At 67.5% G+C, this 16,214-nt stretch carries 12 protein-coding genes; 7 read left to right on the top strand and 5 right to left on the bottom strand.

The genetic code is table 11. The annotated features are described in order from the left end of the window. Positions 1–44: 44 nt before the first annotated feature. On the bottom strand, positions 45–440 hold the full coding sequence (locus tag TRAD_RS11570; RefSeq protein WP_185095167.1) for a hypothetical protein: 396 nt from the start codon (positions 438–440) through the stop codon (positions 45–47). Between the two features lie 425 nt (positions 441–865). Here TRAD_RS11570 and TRAD_RS11565 point away from each other — a divergent pair, with 425 nt between their 5' ends. The 4 genes from TRAD_RS11565 (at position 866) to TRAD_RS11550 (ending at position 4,289) form a co-directional block, all read left to right on the top strand. Continuing rightward, positions 866–2,011 (top strand): acyl-CoA dehydrogenase family protein, encoded by a 1,146-nt coding sequence (locus TRAD_RS11565; protein ID WP_013178797.1) that lies wholly within the window; start codon positions 866–868, stop codon positions 2,009–2,011. A gap of 8 nt (positions 2,012–2,019) precedes the next feature. After that, positions 2,020–2,379, top strand: coding sequence for a 4-fold beta flower protein (locus TRAD_RS11560; RefSeq protein ID WP_148221241.1), 360 nt, complete (start codon positions 2,020–2,022; stop codon positions 2,377–2,379). 75 nt (positions 2,380–2,454) lie between these two features. Continuing rightward, positions 2,455–3,597 (top strand): acyl-CoA dehydrogenase family protein, encoded by a 1,143-nt coding sequence (locus TRAD_RS11555; RefSeq protein ID WP_013178795.1) that lies wholly within the window; start codon positions 2,455–2,457, stop codon positions 3,595–3,597. Between the two features lie 44 nt (positions 3,598–3,641). After that, entirely contained in the window at positions 3,642–4,289 is a 648-nt protein-coding gene (locus TRAD_RS11550; protein ID WP_148221240.1) for a hypothetical protein, read from the top strand. A 91-nt stretch (positions 4,290–4,380) separates the two neighbouring features. On the opposite strand, the gene TRAD_RS11545 is transcribed toward TRAD_RS11550, so the two are convergent. The 3 genes from TRAD_RS11545 to gap form a co-directional block, all read right to left on the bottom strand. Further along, positions 4,381–5,670 carry an alginate O-acetyltransferase AlgX-related protein gene (locus TRAD_RS11545; RefSeq protein WP_013178793.1) on the bottom strand — a complete coding sequence of 430 codons (1,290 nt, stop codon included), beginning with the start codon at positions 5,668–5,670 and terminating at the stop codon, positions 4,381–4,383. A 133-nt stretch (positions 5,671–5,803) separates the two neighbouring features. After that, on the bottom strand, positions 5,804–6,982 hold the full coding sequence (locus TRAD_RS11540; protein ID WP_013178792.1) for a phosphoglycerate kinase: 1,179 nt from the start codon (positions 6,980–6,982) through the stop codon (positions 5,804–5,806). Positions 6,983–7,185: 203 nt separating this feature from the next. Continuing rightward, the gene (gene gap, locus TRAD_RS11535) at positions 7,186–8,178 is read right to left on the bottom strand and encodes a type I glyceraldehyde-3-phosphate dehydrogenase (RefSeq protein ID WP_013178791.1); all 993 of its coding nucleotides are present in this window, start codon (positions 8,176–8,178) and stop codon (positions 7,186–7,188) included. A 253-nt stretch (positions 8,179–8,431) separates the two neighbouring features. Here gap and TRAD_RS11530 point away from each other — a divergent pair, with 253 nt between their 5' ends. Further along, complete coding sequence (locus tag TRAD_RS11530) at positions 8,432–9,301, top strand: YihY/virulence factor BrkB family protein (protein WP_013178790.1); 870 nt, start codon at positions 8,432–8,434, stop codon at positions 9,299–9,301. A gap of 190 nt (positions 9,302–9,491) precedes the next feature. On the opposite strand, the gene ileS is transcribed toward TRAD_RS11530, so the two are convergent. Further along, on the bottom strand, positions 9,492–12,812 hold the full coding sequence (gene ileS, locus TRAD_RS11525; RefSeq protein ID WP_013178789.1) for an isoleucine--tRNA ligase: 3,321 nt from the start codon (positions 12,810–12,812) through the stop codon (positions 9,492–9,494). A 1,253-nt stretch (positions 12,813–14,065) separates the two neighbouring features. Here ileS and rho point away from each other — a divergent pair. Beyond that, positions 14,066–15,313, top strand: a complete 1,248-nt coding sequence (gene rho / locus TRAD_RS11520) for a transcription termination factor Rho (RefSeq protein ID WP_041948001.1) — start codon at positions 14,066–14,068, stop codon at positions 15,311–15,313. A 129-nt stretch (positions 15,314–15,442) separates the two neighbouring features. Then, positions 15,443–16,207: a LysM peptidoglycan-binding domain-containing M23 family metallopeptidase gene (locus TRAD_RS11515; RefSeq protein ID WP_185095166.1), complete on the top strand. Its 765-nt coding sequence runs from the start codon at positions 15,443–15,445 to the stop codon at positions 16,205–16,207. Positions 16,208–16,214: the final 7 nt, after the last annotated feature.

The following is a 16,214-nucleotide window of genomic DNA, read 5'->3' as shown; positions in this document are numbered from 1 at the left end:
CTAAACGCGTCGCGGCGCCGTTCTGAACGGGTTCGGGTGCGAACCTAGTAGAGGTCGCTGAGAACGCACAGCGCAACCCCCCGCTGCGCGGTCGGCGCGACGCACCCCGCTTCGGGTCCGAAGGTCGGTTTGGCGGCGAGGGGCGATAGGACCAAAACCCCCGGGATGTGCCCGTAGCGCAGGGGCCTCGCGACCTCGACGTGGCCGATCTCATCGCCTGCGTCGTCGTAACACCACGCCTCGGTTACGAGGGTCATACCGAACTGAAGGCGTTTGGAGGGGGGGACGACGAGCTGCGCCGTACCCTCCCCGACCGCCAGCGGTCTGACGCGTGAGGTCTTGACGCTCTCGCCCGCGATCGAAAGCGAGGCCTGGACGCCGCCCGCACAGGCCATCGGATCGGGAGTGTCACCTGAGACGACGCTCGGATTGTTGAACACGGTCAAGTGGATAGTGCCCGGAGGCTGCTGGACGCACCCCCCGAGGAGCAGGACGAGCAGCGTGACACTACTTTTTATAAACGAGAAAGACGCCCGTTTCGCCCCTTGAGCTGTCGCTGGTGTTGCGGTCGGTGGGCACAGTTGCGCTGCACTGCCGTGGTCGGTGACTGCTCGCTGGCACTCAACCATGCTGAGGCACCGAAAGGGTGAGGGGCCTAGGGGTGGCGAAGGGCATACCAACCACCTTTCTTGTAAAGATGTAACGACGCAAGTAAATCGTATGAACTTGAACTAGTGATGTCAAGCAAACGGGTGTGGCCTTCGGTATACGGGTTGCTCTAAGCGCCTCAGAAGTGTGTCGCGCGCTATGCTAAGGAGGTGACTTGCAATCAGCATGCTCGTTTTAAACCATCGGGGCTGGCTTAATGGAGTTCGCCCTCTCCGAAGACCTCCTCATGATGCAGCGCACCGTGCGCGACTTTGCCCAAAAGGAGATCGCCCCCATCGCCGCCGAGCTCGACCGCTACCCGCGCTTTCCCTGGCCGACGCTGCGCAAAATGGGTGAGCTGGGCCTACTAGGGATGACCACCCCCGAGTGCTACGGCGGTCTAGGGTTGGGGACGCTCGACTACGTGGTGATGCTCGAGGAGATCTCCGCCGCCGACGCCTCGCACGGCACCATCATGAGCGTTACCAGCGGCCTCCCGCAGACCATGCTGGTGCACTACGGCACCGAAGCCCAAAAGGCGCGCTACTTGCCCAAGCTCGCTTCGGGCGAGTGGATCGGCGCCTTTTGCCTCTCGGAGCCGCACGCCGGTTCGGACGCCGCTGCCATCACCACCCGCGCCCGCAAGGTCGAAGGGGGCTACGTGCTCTCCGGGACAAAAGCCTGGATCACCTCGGGGGGCGAGGCGCAGGTGTACCTGGTGATGGCCAAAACCGATCCGAGTGCGGGGCCGCGCGGGGTGTCGTGCTTCGTGGTCGACAAGGGCACCCCGGGGATGCACTTCGGCAAACCCGAGGAGAAGCTCGGACAGCACGCGGCGACGACCACGAGCGTGATCTTCGAGGACTGCTTCGTGCCCGATGGCGCGCTCGTCGGCCCCAAGGGGCAGGGGCTGGTGATCGCGCTCGAGTCGCTCGACGGCGGGCGCATCGGTATCGCGGCGCAGGCGGTCGGTATCGCCCGGGCCGCTCTCGAGGCGGCTCTGGCCTACGCCGGCGAACGCCGCACCTTCGGCAAACCCATCCGCGAGCACCAGGGGGTGGCCTTTAAGCTCGCCGACATGGCGACCCGCGTCGACGCCGCGCGGCTACTCACCCAGCGCGCCGCGTGGCTTAAAGACCACGGTTACCGCGTCACCCAGGAGGCGTCGATGGCCAAGCTCTTCGCTTCTGAAACGGCCTCGTTCGTCACCCACGCGGCGCTGCAGGTTTTGGGCGGTTACGGCTACTCCAAAGACTATCCCGTCGAGCGTTACTTTAGAGACGCCCGCGTGACCGAGATCTACGAGGGCACGAGCGAAATTCAGCGCATCGTGATCGCGCGGCAGCTCTACCGGGAGGCGTAGTGCGGCGCATGCTCTACGACCGCGCGGGCGCGCCGCAGCTCTACCTCACGGGCGCGGGGGTGCTCTACACGCTATCGAATGAACCCGTGGGCTTCGTGCACGGCGAGCTCGTCGCCTCGCCTCGGGGGGAGCCGCTCGGGTGGTTTGACGGCGCCTTTTTGTGGGACGTGCGGGGTGAGCTGTTGGGGTTCGTCAAGGGCGCCTCCGCCCCCGCGGGTTTTGCGCTGCCCACGCCCCAACCCCTGCGCGTGCGGCCGCAGCCGACGCCCGCCTCCTTGCACCCCCTCCTGCTCTCGCTGCCCAAACCCCCCTTGCGCTGGTGCTGGTCGGAGCAGGGGCTCGCCGACCTCTTCGTTCGCAGCGCGTAGCGCACGGTCTTAGCAGGCACGCACCAAGAGCCACGCGCCACGCACGCTAGGCTACTTACCCCAAAGGAGAGACGCATGATCGACTTTTCCCTCACCGACGAGCAGCGGCAGTTTAGGGCGCTCGCCCGCGAGTTCGCCCGCGACGTCATCGCTCCCGTCGCGGCGGAGCACGACCGCGAGGAGAGCTATCCGGAGGCGGTGGTCGCGCGCGGCTTCGAGCTCGGCCTGCTGAACACGGGTATCCCGGCCTCCTTGGGCGGGCTCGGCCTCGGCATGGTCGACGAGGTGCTTATAGGCGAGGAGCTCGCCTACGCCTGCATGGGCATCTACTGCATCTTTATGGCCTCAGAGCTCGGCATCACCCCCATCTTGGTCGCCGGCAGCGAGGAGCAGCAGGCGCGCCTTTTAAAGCCCCTTTTGGAGGGCCCGAAGCTGGCCGCTTTCGCGCTCTCGGAGCCCGACAACGGCTCAGACGCGGGCGCCATGAAGACGCGCGCCCGCCTCGAGGGCGACGAGGTCGTCCTAAACGGCACCAAGATGTGGATCTCCAACGGCGGTCTGGCCGAGCTGACGGTGGTGTTTGCCACCTTCGACCCGGAAGCCAAGCACCGCGGCACGCTGGCTGTGGTCGTCGAGGGGACGCCGCCGGGGATGAGCTACCAGAAAATCCACGGCAAGCTCGGCCAGCGCGCGTGCGTGACCGCCGAGCTCGTCTTCGAGGACGTGCGCGTACCGGCGGCGAACATCTTAGGCGAGCCGGGCGACGGGTTTCGCATCGCCATGAAGACGCTCGACAAAACCCGCATCCCGGTCGCGGCGGGTTCGGTCGGCCTCGCGCGGCGCGCGCTCGACGAGTCGCGCCGCTACAGCGCCGAACGCCACGCCTTCGGCCGCCCCATCAACTCGTTTCAGGCGCTGCAGTTCAAGATGGCGGACATGAAGATCGGCATCGAGACCGCCCGCCTGCAGACCCTCTACGCGGCGTGGCTCGTTGACAGCGGCCAACCCCACACCGAAGCCTCGGCAATCGCCAAAGCCTACGCCTCGGACATGGCGTTTGCGGCCGCCAACGAAGCCATCCAGATCCACGGCGGTTACGGCTACGTCGGCGAGTACCCGGTCGAGAAGCTCCTGCGCGACGTTAAGCTCAACCAGATCTACGAGGGTACGAATGAGATCCAGCGCGTGGTGATCGCGCGGGGGTTGCTGCAAGATTAAAAGCCAGGTTCGCCTGCAACTTGCTTTTGGGGGGACACACGATGGTGAGACGAACGACGAAAGCCGCCGCGCTGTCGGCTGCGCTGCTGCTAGGGTGGGTGGGGGCGCAGAGCACCCCCGAAGATGACCTCGAGCTCCCCGCTTTCGGGGGTGCGCAGCTCCTCGAGCGCTCGTGGTCGGTCGACATCGACTACGACACCGAGGACTTTAGGGGCGTCTTCGCCTTTTACGACGCCGAGCTTAGGCGCCAGGGTTGGGAGCAGGTGAGCCTTTTTGAGGACGACGACGAGATCGACGCCGAGTACCGCCTTGACGGTCTGCGGCTCGAGCTCGAGTCCGAGCGCGATGCGGACGGTTACACCGAACTCGAGCTCGATCTCGACGAGGCGGTGATCAGTGAGGGCACCTTTAGCCTCTACCGTTGGCCGCGCTTTGAGCTGACGCTCATGCCAGACGTTTCGGTGCGCGACCTCGACTGGAGCCTCGACGTCGAATACGCGACCGAGGACTTTGTCGCCGTGTTCGACCACTACGACGGGCTCTTGCGGGGTGCGGGCTGGGAGCGCACCGACCTCAGCGAGTCGGAGGGTGAGCGCGAGGCGGACTACGTGCGCGGGGACTTCGAGGCGGAGCTCGAGGTCGAGCGTGAGAGCGGGCGCACCGAGGTCGAGCTGGAGATCGACCGGCGGTAGCGCGGGGTCGCCGCCACAAACGGCGCTGCGAGGTCGCGTGACGCTGTGACGCTCCGGAAGGGATGTGGGCTTGCTCGCACGCGCAGGGATGTTACGGGCAGAGCCTCGCTTCGAGCTCGCCCCCGGTAGCCTCGGGGAGCGTCAGCGAGAGCCGCCCCAACGCGCCCTCGAGCCCCAGGAAAAACCGCCCGTCGTTGCGCGCCCGCGTCGGGCGCTCGATGGCGACCCTTTCCGTGCGCCCGTCTTCATACGTCACCGCGACCTCAAACGCCACGAGCGAGAGGTCAGAAGCCTCGAGGTAGAGAAACGACGCCGCGGGAGCGTCCTCAAAGAGGGTGAGCTCGGGGGCGGCTCGGCGCCGCACGCGCCGCACGCTGTCGGCGACCGAACACGCCCCCGCGACGCTCGGTACGAGCTGCCGGTAGAAGGTGCCTTCGCTCGGCACGTCGAAGAGCGTCGCAAACTCCCAGACGAGGAAGGGGGGCGGCGACGCAGCAAACGTCTCGGAGCGCAAAAAGGTGTCTAGCGCGGTTTCGGGGCCGCCCCCGACGGCAGACACGTTGAGGACCTCTAGCCCCGTTTCCTGCGCCAAAAACCCCGCGAAGTTGAGGTCGTCGCGCGCGCTGTTGCTGGTGCCCGCGAGCGCGATGGGGGGGGTTGAGGTGGTCGCGAACAGGGCCTCGGAGGGGGCGCCGCTCGGCGTTTGGGGCCGCGTTTCGTAACGCGTCAGGGGCTCAGCCGGGGGGGGCTGGCCGCAAGCGCGCCCGACCGCTTCGCCGTACGAGCCGACCTGCGCCTCTTGGGCGACGCGCTCGGTCGTGTAAGCCTGCGGCTCCAGGGTGGCGTAGGTAGGGGTCGCGCGGATCAGCTCGGCCACCGCGGCGGCGCTCGCCCGGGCGCCCTCGGGCGTCCAGTGGTGGTCGCGCCGAAAGAAGAAGCCGGGCATGTCGGCCGCGACCGTGCCGAGGTCGGCGGTCAGCACCCCCGCCTCGACGAGCGCCGCCTTAAAGGCGCGGTAGTCCTGAAGCGCGCGGCTGGGGCTGTAGCCCTCGACGCTCCCCTCGGGCAGCGCGACGCCCCGCGGCGCTTGAGCGGCGATAAGGAGCGTGACGCCTCTGGCGTTGAGCGCGCGGTTGAGCTGCACAAGCCCCGCTAGCGCCTCCGGCGAGGGGGCTGCCGCGGACTGGAGGTCGGCGTGACGCAAAAGCCACCCGTCCGGCCCCTCTTGCAGCGTGTAAAACCAGGTGTCCTCGTACGCCTCGGGGGAGGCGGCTGCGGCGCAGAACCAGTCGGGTTCGGCGCGCCGCTCAAAGAGCACCCAGAGCGTCCCCAACAGGACCGCGAGCAGAAGAAGGCGTGAGAGAAGGCGGGGCCGGGGCACCCTTTTAGTCTAGCGAGCGTTTCTTAGAGCTTGTGTCGCGTTTGACGCGGCGGACGTGAGCGCGAGCGCCGCGCTAACAGCAGGCGCGGCGCTTCGTCCGGCGACCAGGTGCGCCCCCAAAGGTCGCTGCGGCTTAGTCGCTAAGCACCGCGATCCCCGGCAGCGTCTTGCCCTCTAGAAACTCCAACGAGGCCCCGCCGCCCGTCGAGATGTGGTCGATGCGCGCCGCGACCCCGGCGGCGTTGACGGCGGCGACCGAGTCCCCGCCGCCGACGACCGTGTAGCCCTCTAAGTCGGCGACCGTTTCGGCGATGGCGGTCGTGGCGCGGTCGAAGGGCTTGGTCTCAAAGACGCCCAACGGGCCGTTCCAGAGGACCGTCTTGGCGCCCCCAAGCACCGCTCGGTACGCTCTCACGGCTTCGGGGCCGGCGTCAAGACCCATCCACCCCTCGGGGATCGCGTCGGAGGGGTACACGGCCGTCTCGGCGCCCTCTGCTATCTCACGCGCGCACACCGAGTCCTGCGGCAGGTGCAGCGTCACGCCCCGTTGCCGCGCGCGCCCGAGCAGCTCGCGGGCGAGCTCGAGCTTGTCGTCCTCGACGAGGGAGGCGCCGACCGCGCCGCCCTGGGCTTTGAAGAAGGTGTAGGCCATCGCGCCGCCGATGAGCACGTCGTCGGCGAGCGCGAGGAGGTTTTCGATCACCCCGATTTTGTCGGACACCTTGGCGCCCCCCAGGATGACCACAAAGGGTTTGTCGGGGTTTTGCAGCAGCTTGGACAGCACCTCGACCTCGCGCGCCAAGAGCAGCCCCGCCGCGCTCGGCAGAAGCCGCGCGACCCCTTCCGTGCTGGCGTGCGCCCGGTGCGCCGCGCCGAAAGCGTCGTTGACGAAGACGTCGGCGTAGGCGGCGAGGGCGCGGGCCATCTCCGGGTCGTTTTTGGTCTCGCGGGCGTCGAAGCGGGTGTTTTCGAGCAGCGTCACGCTCCCCGGCGGCGCCTCGGCGACGAAGGCCGCCTGCTCGTCCGAAGCGGGGCCGGGGGTGGGCGTGTAGCGCACCTCCTGGCCCAGCAAGCGGCTTAGGTGCGCCGCGACGGGTCCCATCCTCGAGGCCTCCTCCGGGCCCTTGGGGCGCCCGAGGTGGCTCATCACGAAGAGCGTCGCGCCCGCGTCCAGCAGGCGGCGCAGCGTCGGCAGCGTCGCCTGGATGCGGCTGTCGTCGCCTACCGCGCCCCCTTGAAGCGGCACGTTGAAGTCGGCGCGCACGAGCACGCGTTTGCCCCGGACGTCGAGGGTGTCGAGCGTTCTTAGCACGGTGTACTCCTCCTTCGGTTGTGGCGAGGTGGTGACGTTAGTCAAAAAGGGGCGACGGGTCGGCGCTCGAGAACCCCGCGCCAGCACCCCCAACCGCGCCGCCGGTTCTCACACCGCCACCTCGGGTTGCGGTTTGGGGCAGCGAAACGGCCTCGAGCCCGCGTGACTCGAGGCTGCCCACAAGCGAGCTCGCCGCTCGCGGTTTAGCGTTTCCCGTCCATGATCTCGAGCACGTCCACCATGCGGTTGGCGTACCCCCACTCGTTGTCGTACCAGACGAACAGCTTGGCCATCTTGCCGAGCGTCTTGGTCATCTCGCTGTCGACGATCGCCGAGTGCGGGTTACCCACGATGTCGCGGCTCACCAGCGGGTCGGTGCTGTACTCGACGATGCCCTTAAGCGGCCCCTCGGCGGCCTCTTTGAGCGCCCCGTTGATCTCCTCGGCGCTCGCCTCGCGCTTTAAGAGGGCCGTGACGTCCGAGAGCGAACCCGTGGGGGTCGGGACGCGCACCGCGACGCCGTCGAAGATGCCTTTCATCTGCGGCAGCACCTTGCCGACCGCTTTGGCCGCGCCCGTGGTCGTGGGGATGATGTTGACGCCCGCCGCGCGCGCCCGGCGCAGGTCTTTGTGCGGCAAATCGAGCACGTTCTGGTCGTTCGTGTACGAGTGAATGGTGGTCATCATCGCCTGCTCGACGCCGAAAGTCTCGTCCAACACTTTCATGACGGCCGCGAGCGAGTTCGTGGTGCACGAGGCGTTGGAGATGACAGTGTGCCTCTCGGGGTCGTACTGGTCTTCGTTGACCCCCAACATGATGTCGAAGTCCGAGTCGGGCGAAGGCGCGGAGATCAGCACCTTTTTGGCCCCCCCTTGCAGGTGCATGGCGGCTTGGTCGCGTTTGGTAAAGATGCCGGTCGACTCGACCACGAGGTCGACGCCGAGCTCCGACCAGGGCAGCTCGGCGGGGTTTTTGACGCTCGTGGCGCGCACCCGTTTGCCGTCGACGATGAGGTGCTCGTCGTCGTAGGAGACCTCACCCTGAAACTTGCCGTAGTTCGAGTCGTACTTTAGAAGCTGCGCGAGCGTCTTGTTGTCGGTGAGGTCGTTGACCAGCGCGACCGAGTGCCCACGTTCGTGCAGGATGCGGAAGATCTGCCGACCGATGCGTCCAAATCCGTTGATGCCGACGTTCATAAAAGCCTCCTCAAGGGCGCTACGTGGCCCGAGCCTTGACGCCCAAGTTTAACGCGTTTGGGCGCGGGGGGCGGCGCGGTCGCCGGTAGGCGCGCCTTCGCGTTGGGTAGACTGACCTGGGGGAGGTCGCTGCAAGCACCCCCGCTACACTAGAGCGTTTAAGGTGAGGAAAAATGGTGTTAATGATACGTTTGGGGCGCGCCGGCGCCCCCTGTGATGGTCCGTGGCTGGAAGCTCCTGACGGGGGCGTGCGGTGAAGCTGCCCGGTCTCCGGGGGCTCGGCCCCTTCGCCGTGCTGCGGCGCGCGTTCGGCAAGTTCGGCGAGGACGACATGGGCACCTACGCGAGCGCGCTCGCCTATCAGGTGCTCTTTTCGCTCTTCCCCTTTATCATCTTTTTAGTGGCGCTGCTGGGGTTTCTCAACATCCCCGAGTTCTTCGAGTACCTGCGCGGCCAGGCCAACGAGGTGTTGCCCGCGCAGGTGGCCGACCAGGTCAACCAGATCATCGACGAGATCGAGCAGCCGCGCGGCGGTCTCCTGTCGCTCGGGATCTTGGTCGCGCTGTGGACCGCGTCGGCGGGGGTGCGCGCCACCATGAACGCTCTGAATGTCGCCTACGGTGTCTCCGAGGGGCGACCGGTATGGAAGCGCATGCCGCTCTCGCTGCTCTACACCGTCGGACTCGCCGCGATGCTGATCGCCGCCGCCGCGCTCCTCATTTTCGGCCCGCAGGTGATGAGCTGGCTCGGTGAGTTGGTGGGTTTTGCCAACATCTTCGTCACCCTTTGGAACCTGCTGCGGTTACCGGTCGCCGTGGTGCTCCTCATGCTCGTGGTGGCGCTCGTCTACTACGCTTTTCCCGACACCGAACAGCGTTTTGTCTTTATCACCCCGGGGTCGGTGCTCGCGGTGCTCGTGTGGCTCCTCGCCTCGTGGGGGTTCTCGCTCTACGTGCAGAACTTCGCGGACTTTAGCGCGACGTACGGCAGCTTGGGTGCGGTGGTGGTAATCTTGTTCTACTTCTACATCTCCGCCTCGGTGCTCCTATTCGGCGCCGAGATCAACGAGGTCATCGAGGACGCGAGCGCCGAAGGCAAGGACTACGGCGAGAAGCGGGCGTAAGAGGGTCAAGAAAAAGGCGTGAGCGCTCACGCCTTTTGGGGTCGGTGTCGTCCGGTTGGCGGCGCTCTCACACTGACGCGTGGATACATCGATAAGAGGGATAATGAGGTCGCTCTGCACGCACCGGAGATGATCCCAGCAGCGTCTCGGGGGACTGCTGCTGCAGACGTGTCGCCCGGACCTTGAGCCGTCACGCCTCGACTCCTTGGGCCACGGGCGCGCGGCGCAGCTCGAGCCCCAGACGCGTCCCTTCGACCTCGACCTCCTCGCGGTGTTCGGCCTCGGGGAGCCCCGTGAAGCTGACGGTATGGGCGAGCACCTCGGTTTGCAGCGTGCTGAGGTGCGCCTCGAGCGCCTCGCGCAGGGCTCCGGTGGCGCTCACGCCCAGCTCAATCCGGTCGGCGACCTCGAAGCCGGCGTTTTTGCGGGCGTTCTGCACGAGCCGGATGGCGTCGCGCACCAGCCCCTCTTGGATCAGCTCGGGGGTGAGCTGGGTGTTCAGCGCCGCTAGGTAGCCGCGCTCCTCGAGCGCCGCGTACCCCTCGGGGCTCTTGGCGTCGAGCAAAAAGGCCTCGGGCTCGAGCCGGTACTCGCGGCCCTCGAGCACGAAGACCGTCTCGCGCCCCTCGCGCACGTTTTGGGCGATCTCGCGCCCCCCCCGCTCGGCGATCGCCCGCTTGAGCGCGGGGATGAGCTTGCCGAAGCGTTTGCCGACCAAGGGCAGGTTGGGTTTGACCTCGTAGTCGACGAAGTCGGCGGTGGGGTCTAAGTAGCTCGCCCGTTTGACGTTGAGTTCGTCGAGCAGTTGGGGCTCGAGGCGCCGCACCCCGGCGAGCTCATCGGCGCTGCGCACTCGCACCAAGACCTCGGGGAGCGGTTGGCGCGTCTTGACCTTCGAGGCGGCGCGGGCGGCGCGGCCGAGCTCGACGATCCGCCTGAGGGCGTTCATGTCGCGTAAGAGCGCCTCGTCGATGAGCGCGGGGTCGAACGTCGGCCAGGCGGCCAGGTGGACCGACTCGGGCGCTCCCGGGTCGAGAGCTAGCACCAGGTTCTGGTAGATCGCCTCGCTGACAAAGGGGGCCATCGGCGCCATGAGTTTGGCGGTCGTCACGAGGGCCTCGTAGAGCGTCGCGTAGGCCGCGCGTTTGTCGGCGTCGCCACTTGACTTCCAGAAGCGGCGGCGGCTGCGGCGCACGTACCAGTTCGAGAGGTCGTCGACCACGAAGTCGCGCACCGCGCGCGCGGCGCTCGTGGGGTCGTAGGCCTCGAGGTGGGCGGTCACGTCGCGGACGAGCGCGTGCACTTTGGCGACGAGCCAGCGGTCAAGCTCGGGGCGCTCGGCGACGGGGAGCGCGCGCGTCAGCTCGGGGCGGTCTAAGTTGGCGTAGAGCACGAAGAAGCTGTAGGTGTTCCAGAGGGTGTTAAAGAGGTCGCGCTGCGTCTCCTCGACCAGGGCGAGCGAAAAGCGCTTGGAGGCTTCGGGGGGCGAGGAGGCGTAGAGGTACCACCGCAGCGCGTCGGCGCCGACGGCGTCGAGCACCGTCCAGGGGTCGACGATGTTGCCCTTGGACTTCGACATCTTCTCGCCGTTTTCGTCCAAGATGTGCCCCAGCACGATGACGTTTTTGAAAGCGGGCATGTCGGGGCCGAGCCAGGCGAGCGCGCCCGGTTCCCGCACGCCGTCGCCGCCATCGGTGAGCAGCGTCGCGAGGGCGTGCAGGCTGTAGAACCAGCCGCGGGTCTGGTCGACCGCCTCGCAGATGTAGTCGGCGGGGAAGTGGCGCCGGAGGGTCTCGCGCGCCGCCTCGCCGCTCCTTTCGCCCAGGTAGCCCCACTGCGCGTAGGGCATGGCGCCCGACTCGAACCACACGTCGACGGTGTAGGGGACGCGCCGGAAGGTTTTGCCGTCCCTCTCAAAGGTCACCTCGTCGATAAAGGGGCGGTGCAGCTCGAGCCCCGAGAGGTCGCGGCCGGTGAGCGCCTCCAACTCGGCGACGCTGCCGACGCAGACGCGCTCGCCGTCCTCGGCCTCCCAGATAGGTAGCGGCGCCCCCCAGTAGCGCTCGCGCGAGAGCGCCCAGTCGACGTTGTTCTCGAGCCACTTGCCGAAGCGGCCGGTGCGGATGCTGTCGGGCACCCAGTTGATCTTGTCGTTGTTGGCGAGCAGCTTGTCTTTAAGGGCGGTGGTGCGCAGGTACCAACTCCGCTTGGCGTAGTTGATCAGGGGCACGTCCATGTTGCGCCAGTTAAAGGGGTAGGTGTGGCGGATCGTCTCGCGGCGAAAGAGCTTGCCCGCCGCGAGAAGGTCGTCGGCGATGGGCCCGTCGGCGTCCTTGAAAAAGAGGCCGGTGTAGGGGCCGTCGCCCTCCGCGGCGCCGGGCGCTTTGACCTCGGGGAAGACCTCGCCGGTGAGCCCGACCGAGAAGAGCGTGGGGAGGCCGTGGCGCCGCCCCAACTCGAGGTCGCCGTAGGCCGGGGCCACGTGCAGCACGCCGGTGCCGTCCTCGAGGGTGACGCTCTCGTCGGCGACCACGCGCCACCCCGTGGTGGGGTCCTCGTCGGGGGGGACGCGCGCCTCAAAAAGCGGGGCGTAACGCACCCCGACGAGCGCCTCCCCCGGGAAAGTACGCAGCAGCTCGTAACCCCCCTCGCCGAACACGGCCTCGAGGCGGTTGTGAGCGAGCACGTAGAGCTCCGTTCGGCCCCCCTCGCCGTAACGCGCGGGACCCGCTACGAGCGCGTACGTCGCCCCCCCCTGAACGGCCAAACCGGTGTTGGCCGCGAGCGTCCACGGCGTCGTCGTCCAGGCCATGAGCGATACGGGGCGCGTCTCGTCGGCGCTAAGCAGACCCCGCGCGACGAGCGCGTCGCGCGCGGCGGCGAACTTCGGGTAGACCGAGGGGTCCTCGACGTCCTCTTTGTACCCCTGCGAGACCTCGTGCGACGACAGCGAGGTGTTCGAGCGCGGGCAGTGCCAGGTGGTGCGGTAGTCCTCGACGAGCAGGCCGCGGTCCCAGAGGCTTTTGAGCACCCACCAACACGACGCGATGTAAGCGTTGTCGTAGGTGACGTAGGCGTTCTCGAGGTCGAGCCAGTAGCCGATGCGCTCGGTCATGGCGTTCCAGTCGGCGATGTTCTCGAACACGTAGGCGCGGCAGAGCGCGTTAAAGCGCTCGATGCCGAAGTCTTCGATCTGCGACTTGCGGGTGAACCCGAGGCGCTTTTCGATGGCGATCTCCACGGGCAGGCCGTGCGTGTCCCAACCGCCCTTGCGCCCGACGCGAAAGCCCTGCATGGTCTTAAACCGCGGGAACAGGTCTTTGTAGCAGCGGCTGATCACGTGGTGCACGCCCGGTTTGCCGTTGGCCGTGGGGGGGCCCTCGTAAAAGACGTAGTCGCCCTTGGGCGCCTCTTTTTCGACCGATTTGCGAAAGACCTCGCGCTCGCGCCAGAAGGCGATGACCTCCTGCTCGAGCGCGACGAAGTCCGCCGTTTTCACCTCTTTAAACACCGCTGACCTCGTTTCCGGGGCGCTGTCGCGGTGAGACGACGCGGGGTCGGCGAACAAAAAAGCGCCCCAAGCCTTGAAGCCATTGGGACGCCATAACAGCGTGGTACCACCCAACTTCGCCGCACCCTCGCGGGTGCAGCCTCTGCCGCTACGCTCGAGCAGGCTCGAGCAGAGCGCCGCCGCGCTGACGTGCGGCTCACGTTCCCGTCTACTGGGGCCACGCGCGGGGCGACGGCCGGTTCGGGGGACAGCTCGGGGAGGATCTTCGCTCGAGGCGTGTGGCCAGGCTCGCACCCTCCCTGGCTCGCTGCTGGTCCCGAGGGACCTTCGCACCGTGTCTCGAGCTACTCGTTCCCGTCATCGCCTTTGGGGTCGCTGCCCGGCGTAAGCGACCGCTACGGGCTGCGCGCAAACGCCGAACCGTGTGCCGGGGACGCTTTACAGGTCGCGCGCAACCTGCTTATACTAAAGCCTAGCAGCAGGGTTTAGACGACGTCAAGCAGCCGCCCTGAGCGGTCTGCGCCTCTCTGGCACCGCGCTGCTCTTTTTCCGCCCGACAGCTTGAACGCCCCCCGCGCTATCGCCGGGGTTACGCGACGCTCTCAAGCTGTCTGCGCCGCGCACCGAGGAGCGTGCGCCGTGATCACCTCACGGATCGCCTGGACCTTTCCGCACCCGTTTAGGCGGAAGGGCTAAGCCAAGCAACCCCTAAGGAGTGACGTGTGGAGCAGCCTAAAGCACCCCTGCAAGCGGCGCGCGTCGCATGGACTTGGGCGCTAGGCGCCGATGCCGACGGACGCGGTTTTTATTTCACGCTCTAAAAGCAAGACATGCGGTTACCACCACGCCGAGAAAGTTGAGTACGTGTGACACAAGCCAAAGCTGATCCCGAAGTGCTCGTAGCACCCGAGGCCGAGGCAGCCGAGAAACCCAAACGCCGCGGCCGCCCCAAAGGCAGTGGGCGCAAAGCCAAAGCTGCTGACACCCCGAGCCTCGATGTTGAGACCGATGCTCCGGGGGAGACGGACGCCTCACCGGCGGCGGAGCTCGGGCCCGACGCGCCCGCTACCGACGACGCGCAGACCGCGAGCAGCGCGGGTGACGCCACCGAGGAGGCGCCCCGCGAGGGGCTCAAACGGCGCGGCCGTCGCGCCAGCCGGGCGCTCGCCGCTGACGACGAGGACGAAACGGCGAGCGCTGAAGAGAACGCCGCGCGCCGCCCGCGGGGCACCCGTAGCGCGCGGCGGCCGAGCCTGAACTACCGCGACCTGCAGTCGAAGATCCTCCCCGAGCTGCACCTGTTAGCCAAGGAGGTCGGGCTCAGCGACTACCGCCAGATGGGCAAAGACGAGCTGTCGGTAGCGATCTTGGAGCGCGCGGCCGAGGCCGAGGGGCTCAAGCTGGTGCAGGGCTATTTGGAGATCTCGAGCGACGGCTACGGGTTTTTGCAGGAGTCGCTGCTCCAGAACAACACCCGTTCGGTGATCGTCTCGGCGGGGCTCATCAAGCAGTTCAAGCTCCGTACGGGCGACTTTATCCTGGGTAAAGCGCGCCGCCCGCGCGACAACGAGCGTTACGGCACCCTGATCCGCGTCGAGGCGGTTAACGGGGTCGACCCCTTCCAAGCGGCCAAACGCCCCCGCTTCGACGACCTCATCCCGACCTTCCCCGAGCGGCGCATCCGGCTCGAGACCACCCAGAACGAGGTCGCCGCGCGCGTCATCGACCTTCTGGCCCCCATCGGCCGCGGCCAGCGCGGGCTGATCGTCGCCCCGCCCAAGGCCGGGAAGACGACCCTGCTCAAGAAAATTGCCAACTCGGTGGTGCAAAACGAGCCCGACATCAAGGTGATCGTGCTCCTCGTCGACGAGCGCCCGGAAGAGGTCACCGACTTTCGCGAGTCGGTCACGGGCGTCGAGGTGATCGCGAGCACCTTCGACGAGCCGCCGACCAACCACATCCGCGTCGCCGAGTTTGTCCACGAGCGTTCGCGGCGCATCGTCGAAGAGGGGGGGCACGTGATGATCCTCTTAGACTCGATTACCCGCCTTGCGCGCGCGAACAACCTCGTCACCCCGCCGACCGGCCGCACCCTCTCGGGGGGGTTGGATTCCTCGGCGCTGCACTGGCCGAAGCGCTTTTTGGGGGCGGCGCGCAACATCCGCGGCGGCGGCTCCCTGTCGATCATGGCGACTGCCCTCGTCGAGACGGGGTCGCGCATGGACGACGTCATCTTCGAGGAGTTTAAGGGCACCGGCAACATGGAGCTGCACCTAAGCCGCCGCTTGGAGGAGCGCCGCATCTTCCCGGCTATTGACATCCTCAAGTCGAGCACCCGCCGCGAAGACCTGCTCTTAAGCGAGGACGTGCTCGCCAAGATGTGGCTGTTGCGCAAGGTCATCTCCGACATGGACCCCGCCGAGGCGATGGACATGCTCCTCTCGCGCCTCAGCCGGACAAAGAACAATGCGGAGTTTTTATCGACCCTAGGCCACGGCTGACGCTAGGCTGGTGCCACGCGGCGGGCGCGATGAGCTCCTGCCGACGAGGTCAGCACCGTGCTCAGCCTTTTGTCTCGCGCGCTAGGGTTGCTAGCGCTCGCCACGCTCTTGGGCCCTGTTGCGGGAGCGGTGAGCGCGCCCCCGAGCTTCCGCTCGCACGTCGTCGCTTCAGGGGAGACCCTAGCGGCGCTCGCGGCGCGCTACGGCCTCTCCGAAGCGCTCCTGCGCGCGGCGAACCCACACCTTTGGGGTCCCGCAACGGCGCCGCTCCCCGCGGGGGCGCACCTTAACGTCCCCCCCCAAGAGGGCGAGCTCGTGGTGCTCGCAGCCGGCGAGGACGCGCTAAGCGTCGCGCTGCGTTACGGTCACGCGCCGGCTGCGGTCGCGCGCGCAAACGGCCTTCGCAGCTTGGTGGGGTTGCCAGCGGGGACGCTGTTGCTCCTACCCGCCGAAGCCGCCGCGCACGCCCGGGACGACGGCCGCTACCTCTGGCCGCTCGAGCACGCGGGCCGCGTGACCTCCGCCTTTGGACCGCGCACCCTCGAGGTCGCCGGCAACACCTTTCACCGCGGCCTCGACATCGCTGCCCCCGAGGGGACGCCCGTGCGGGCGGCGCGGGCGGGGACGGTGAGCTTTTCGGGTTGGGGCGGGGCGTACGGCTATGTGGTCTACCTCGAGCACGAGGGTGGCGCGCAGACGCGCTACGCCCACCTCCGCGCCCCCGGCGCCCCCGTCGGCCGCACGCTCGCGCCAGGGGAGCCCCTCGGCGCTGTGGGCAGCACCGGCGCCTCGACGGGGCCGCACCTGCACTTCGAGCTGCGCCTCGGCGGGGAGCCGGTCGACCCCGCGCCCTACCTGCAAGCCTACGACCAGGCCGCCTACGCCACGCGCTAGCCCGCCT

This window comes from Truepera radiovictrix DSM 17093, from assembly GCF_000092425.1.
Lineage (GTDB): Bacteria > Deinococcota > Deinococci > Deinococcales > Trueperaceae > Truepera > Truepera radiovictrix.
The sequence above is the reverse complement of the archived record's forward strand: the minus strand, read 5'-3'. Positions and strand labels throughout refer to the sequence as shown.

What these genes read in the sequence shown, in the direction of transcription:
- gap (WP_013178791.1), bottom strand. Translation starts at nt 8,178, where the DNA reads ATGAACGTCGGCATCAACGGATTTGGACGCATCGGTCGGCAGATCTTC.
- TRAD_RS11565 (WP_013178797.1), top strand. Translation starts at nt 866, where the DNA reads ATGGAGTTCGCCCTCTCCGAAGACCTCCTCATGATGCAGCGCACCGTG.
- TRAD_RS11555 (WP_013178795.1), top strand. Translation starts at nt 2,455, where the DNA reads ATGATCGACTTTTCCCTCACCGACGAGCAGCGGCAGTTTAGGGCGCTC.
- TRAD_RS11560 (WP_148221241.1), top strand. Translation starts at nt 2,020, where the DNA reads ATGCTCTACGACCGCGCGGGCGCGCCGCAGCTCTACCTCACGGGCGCG.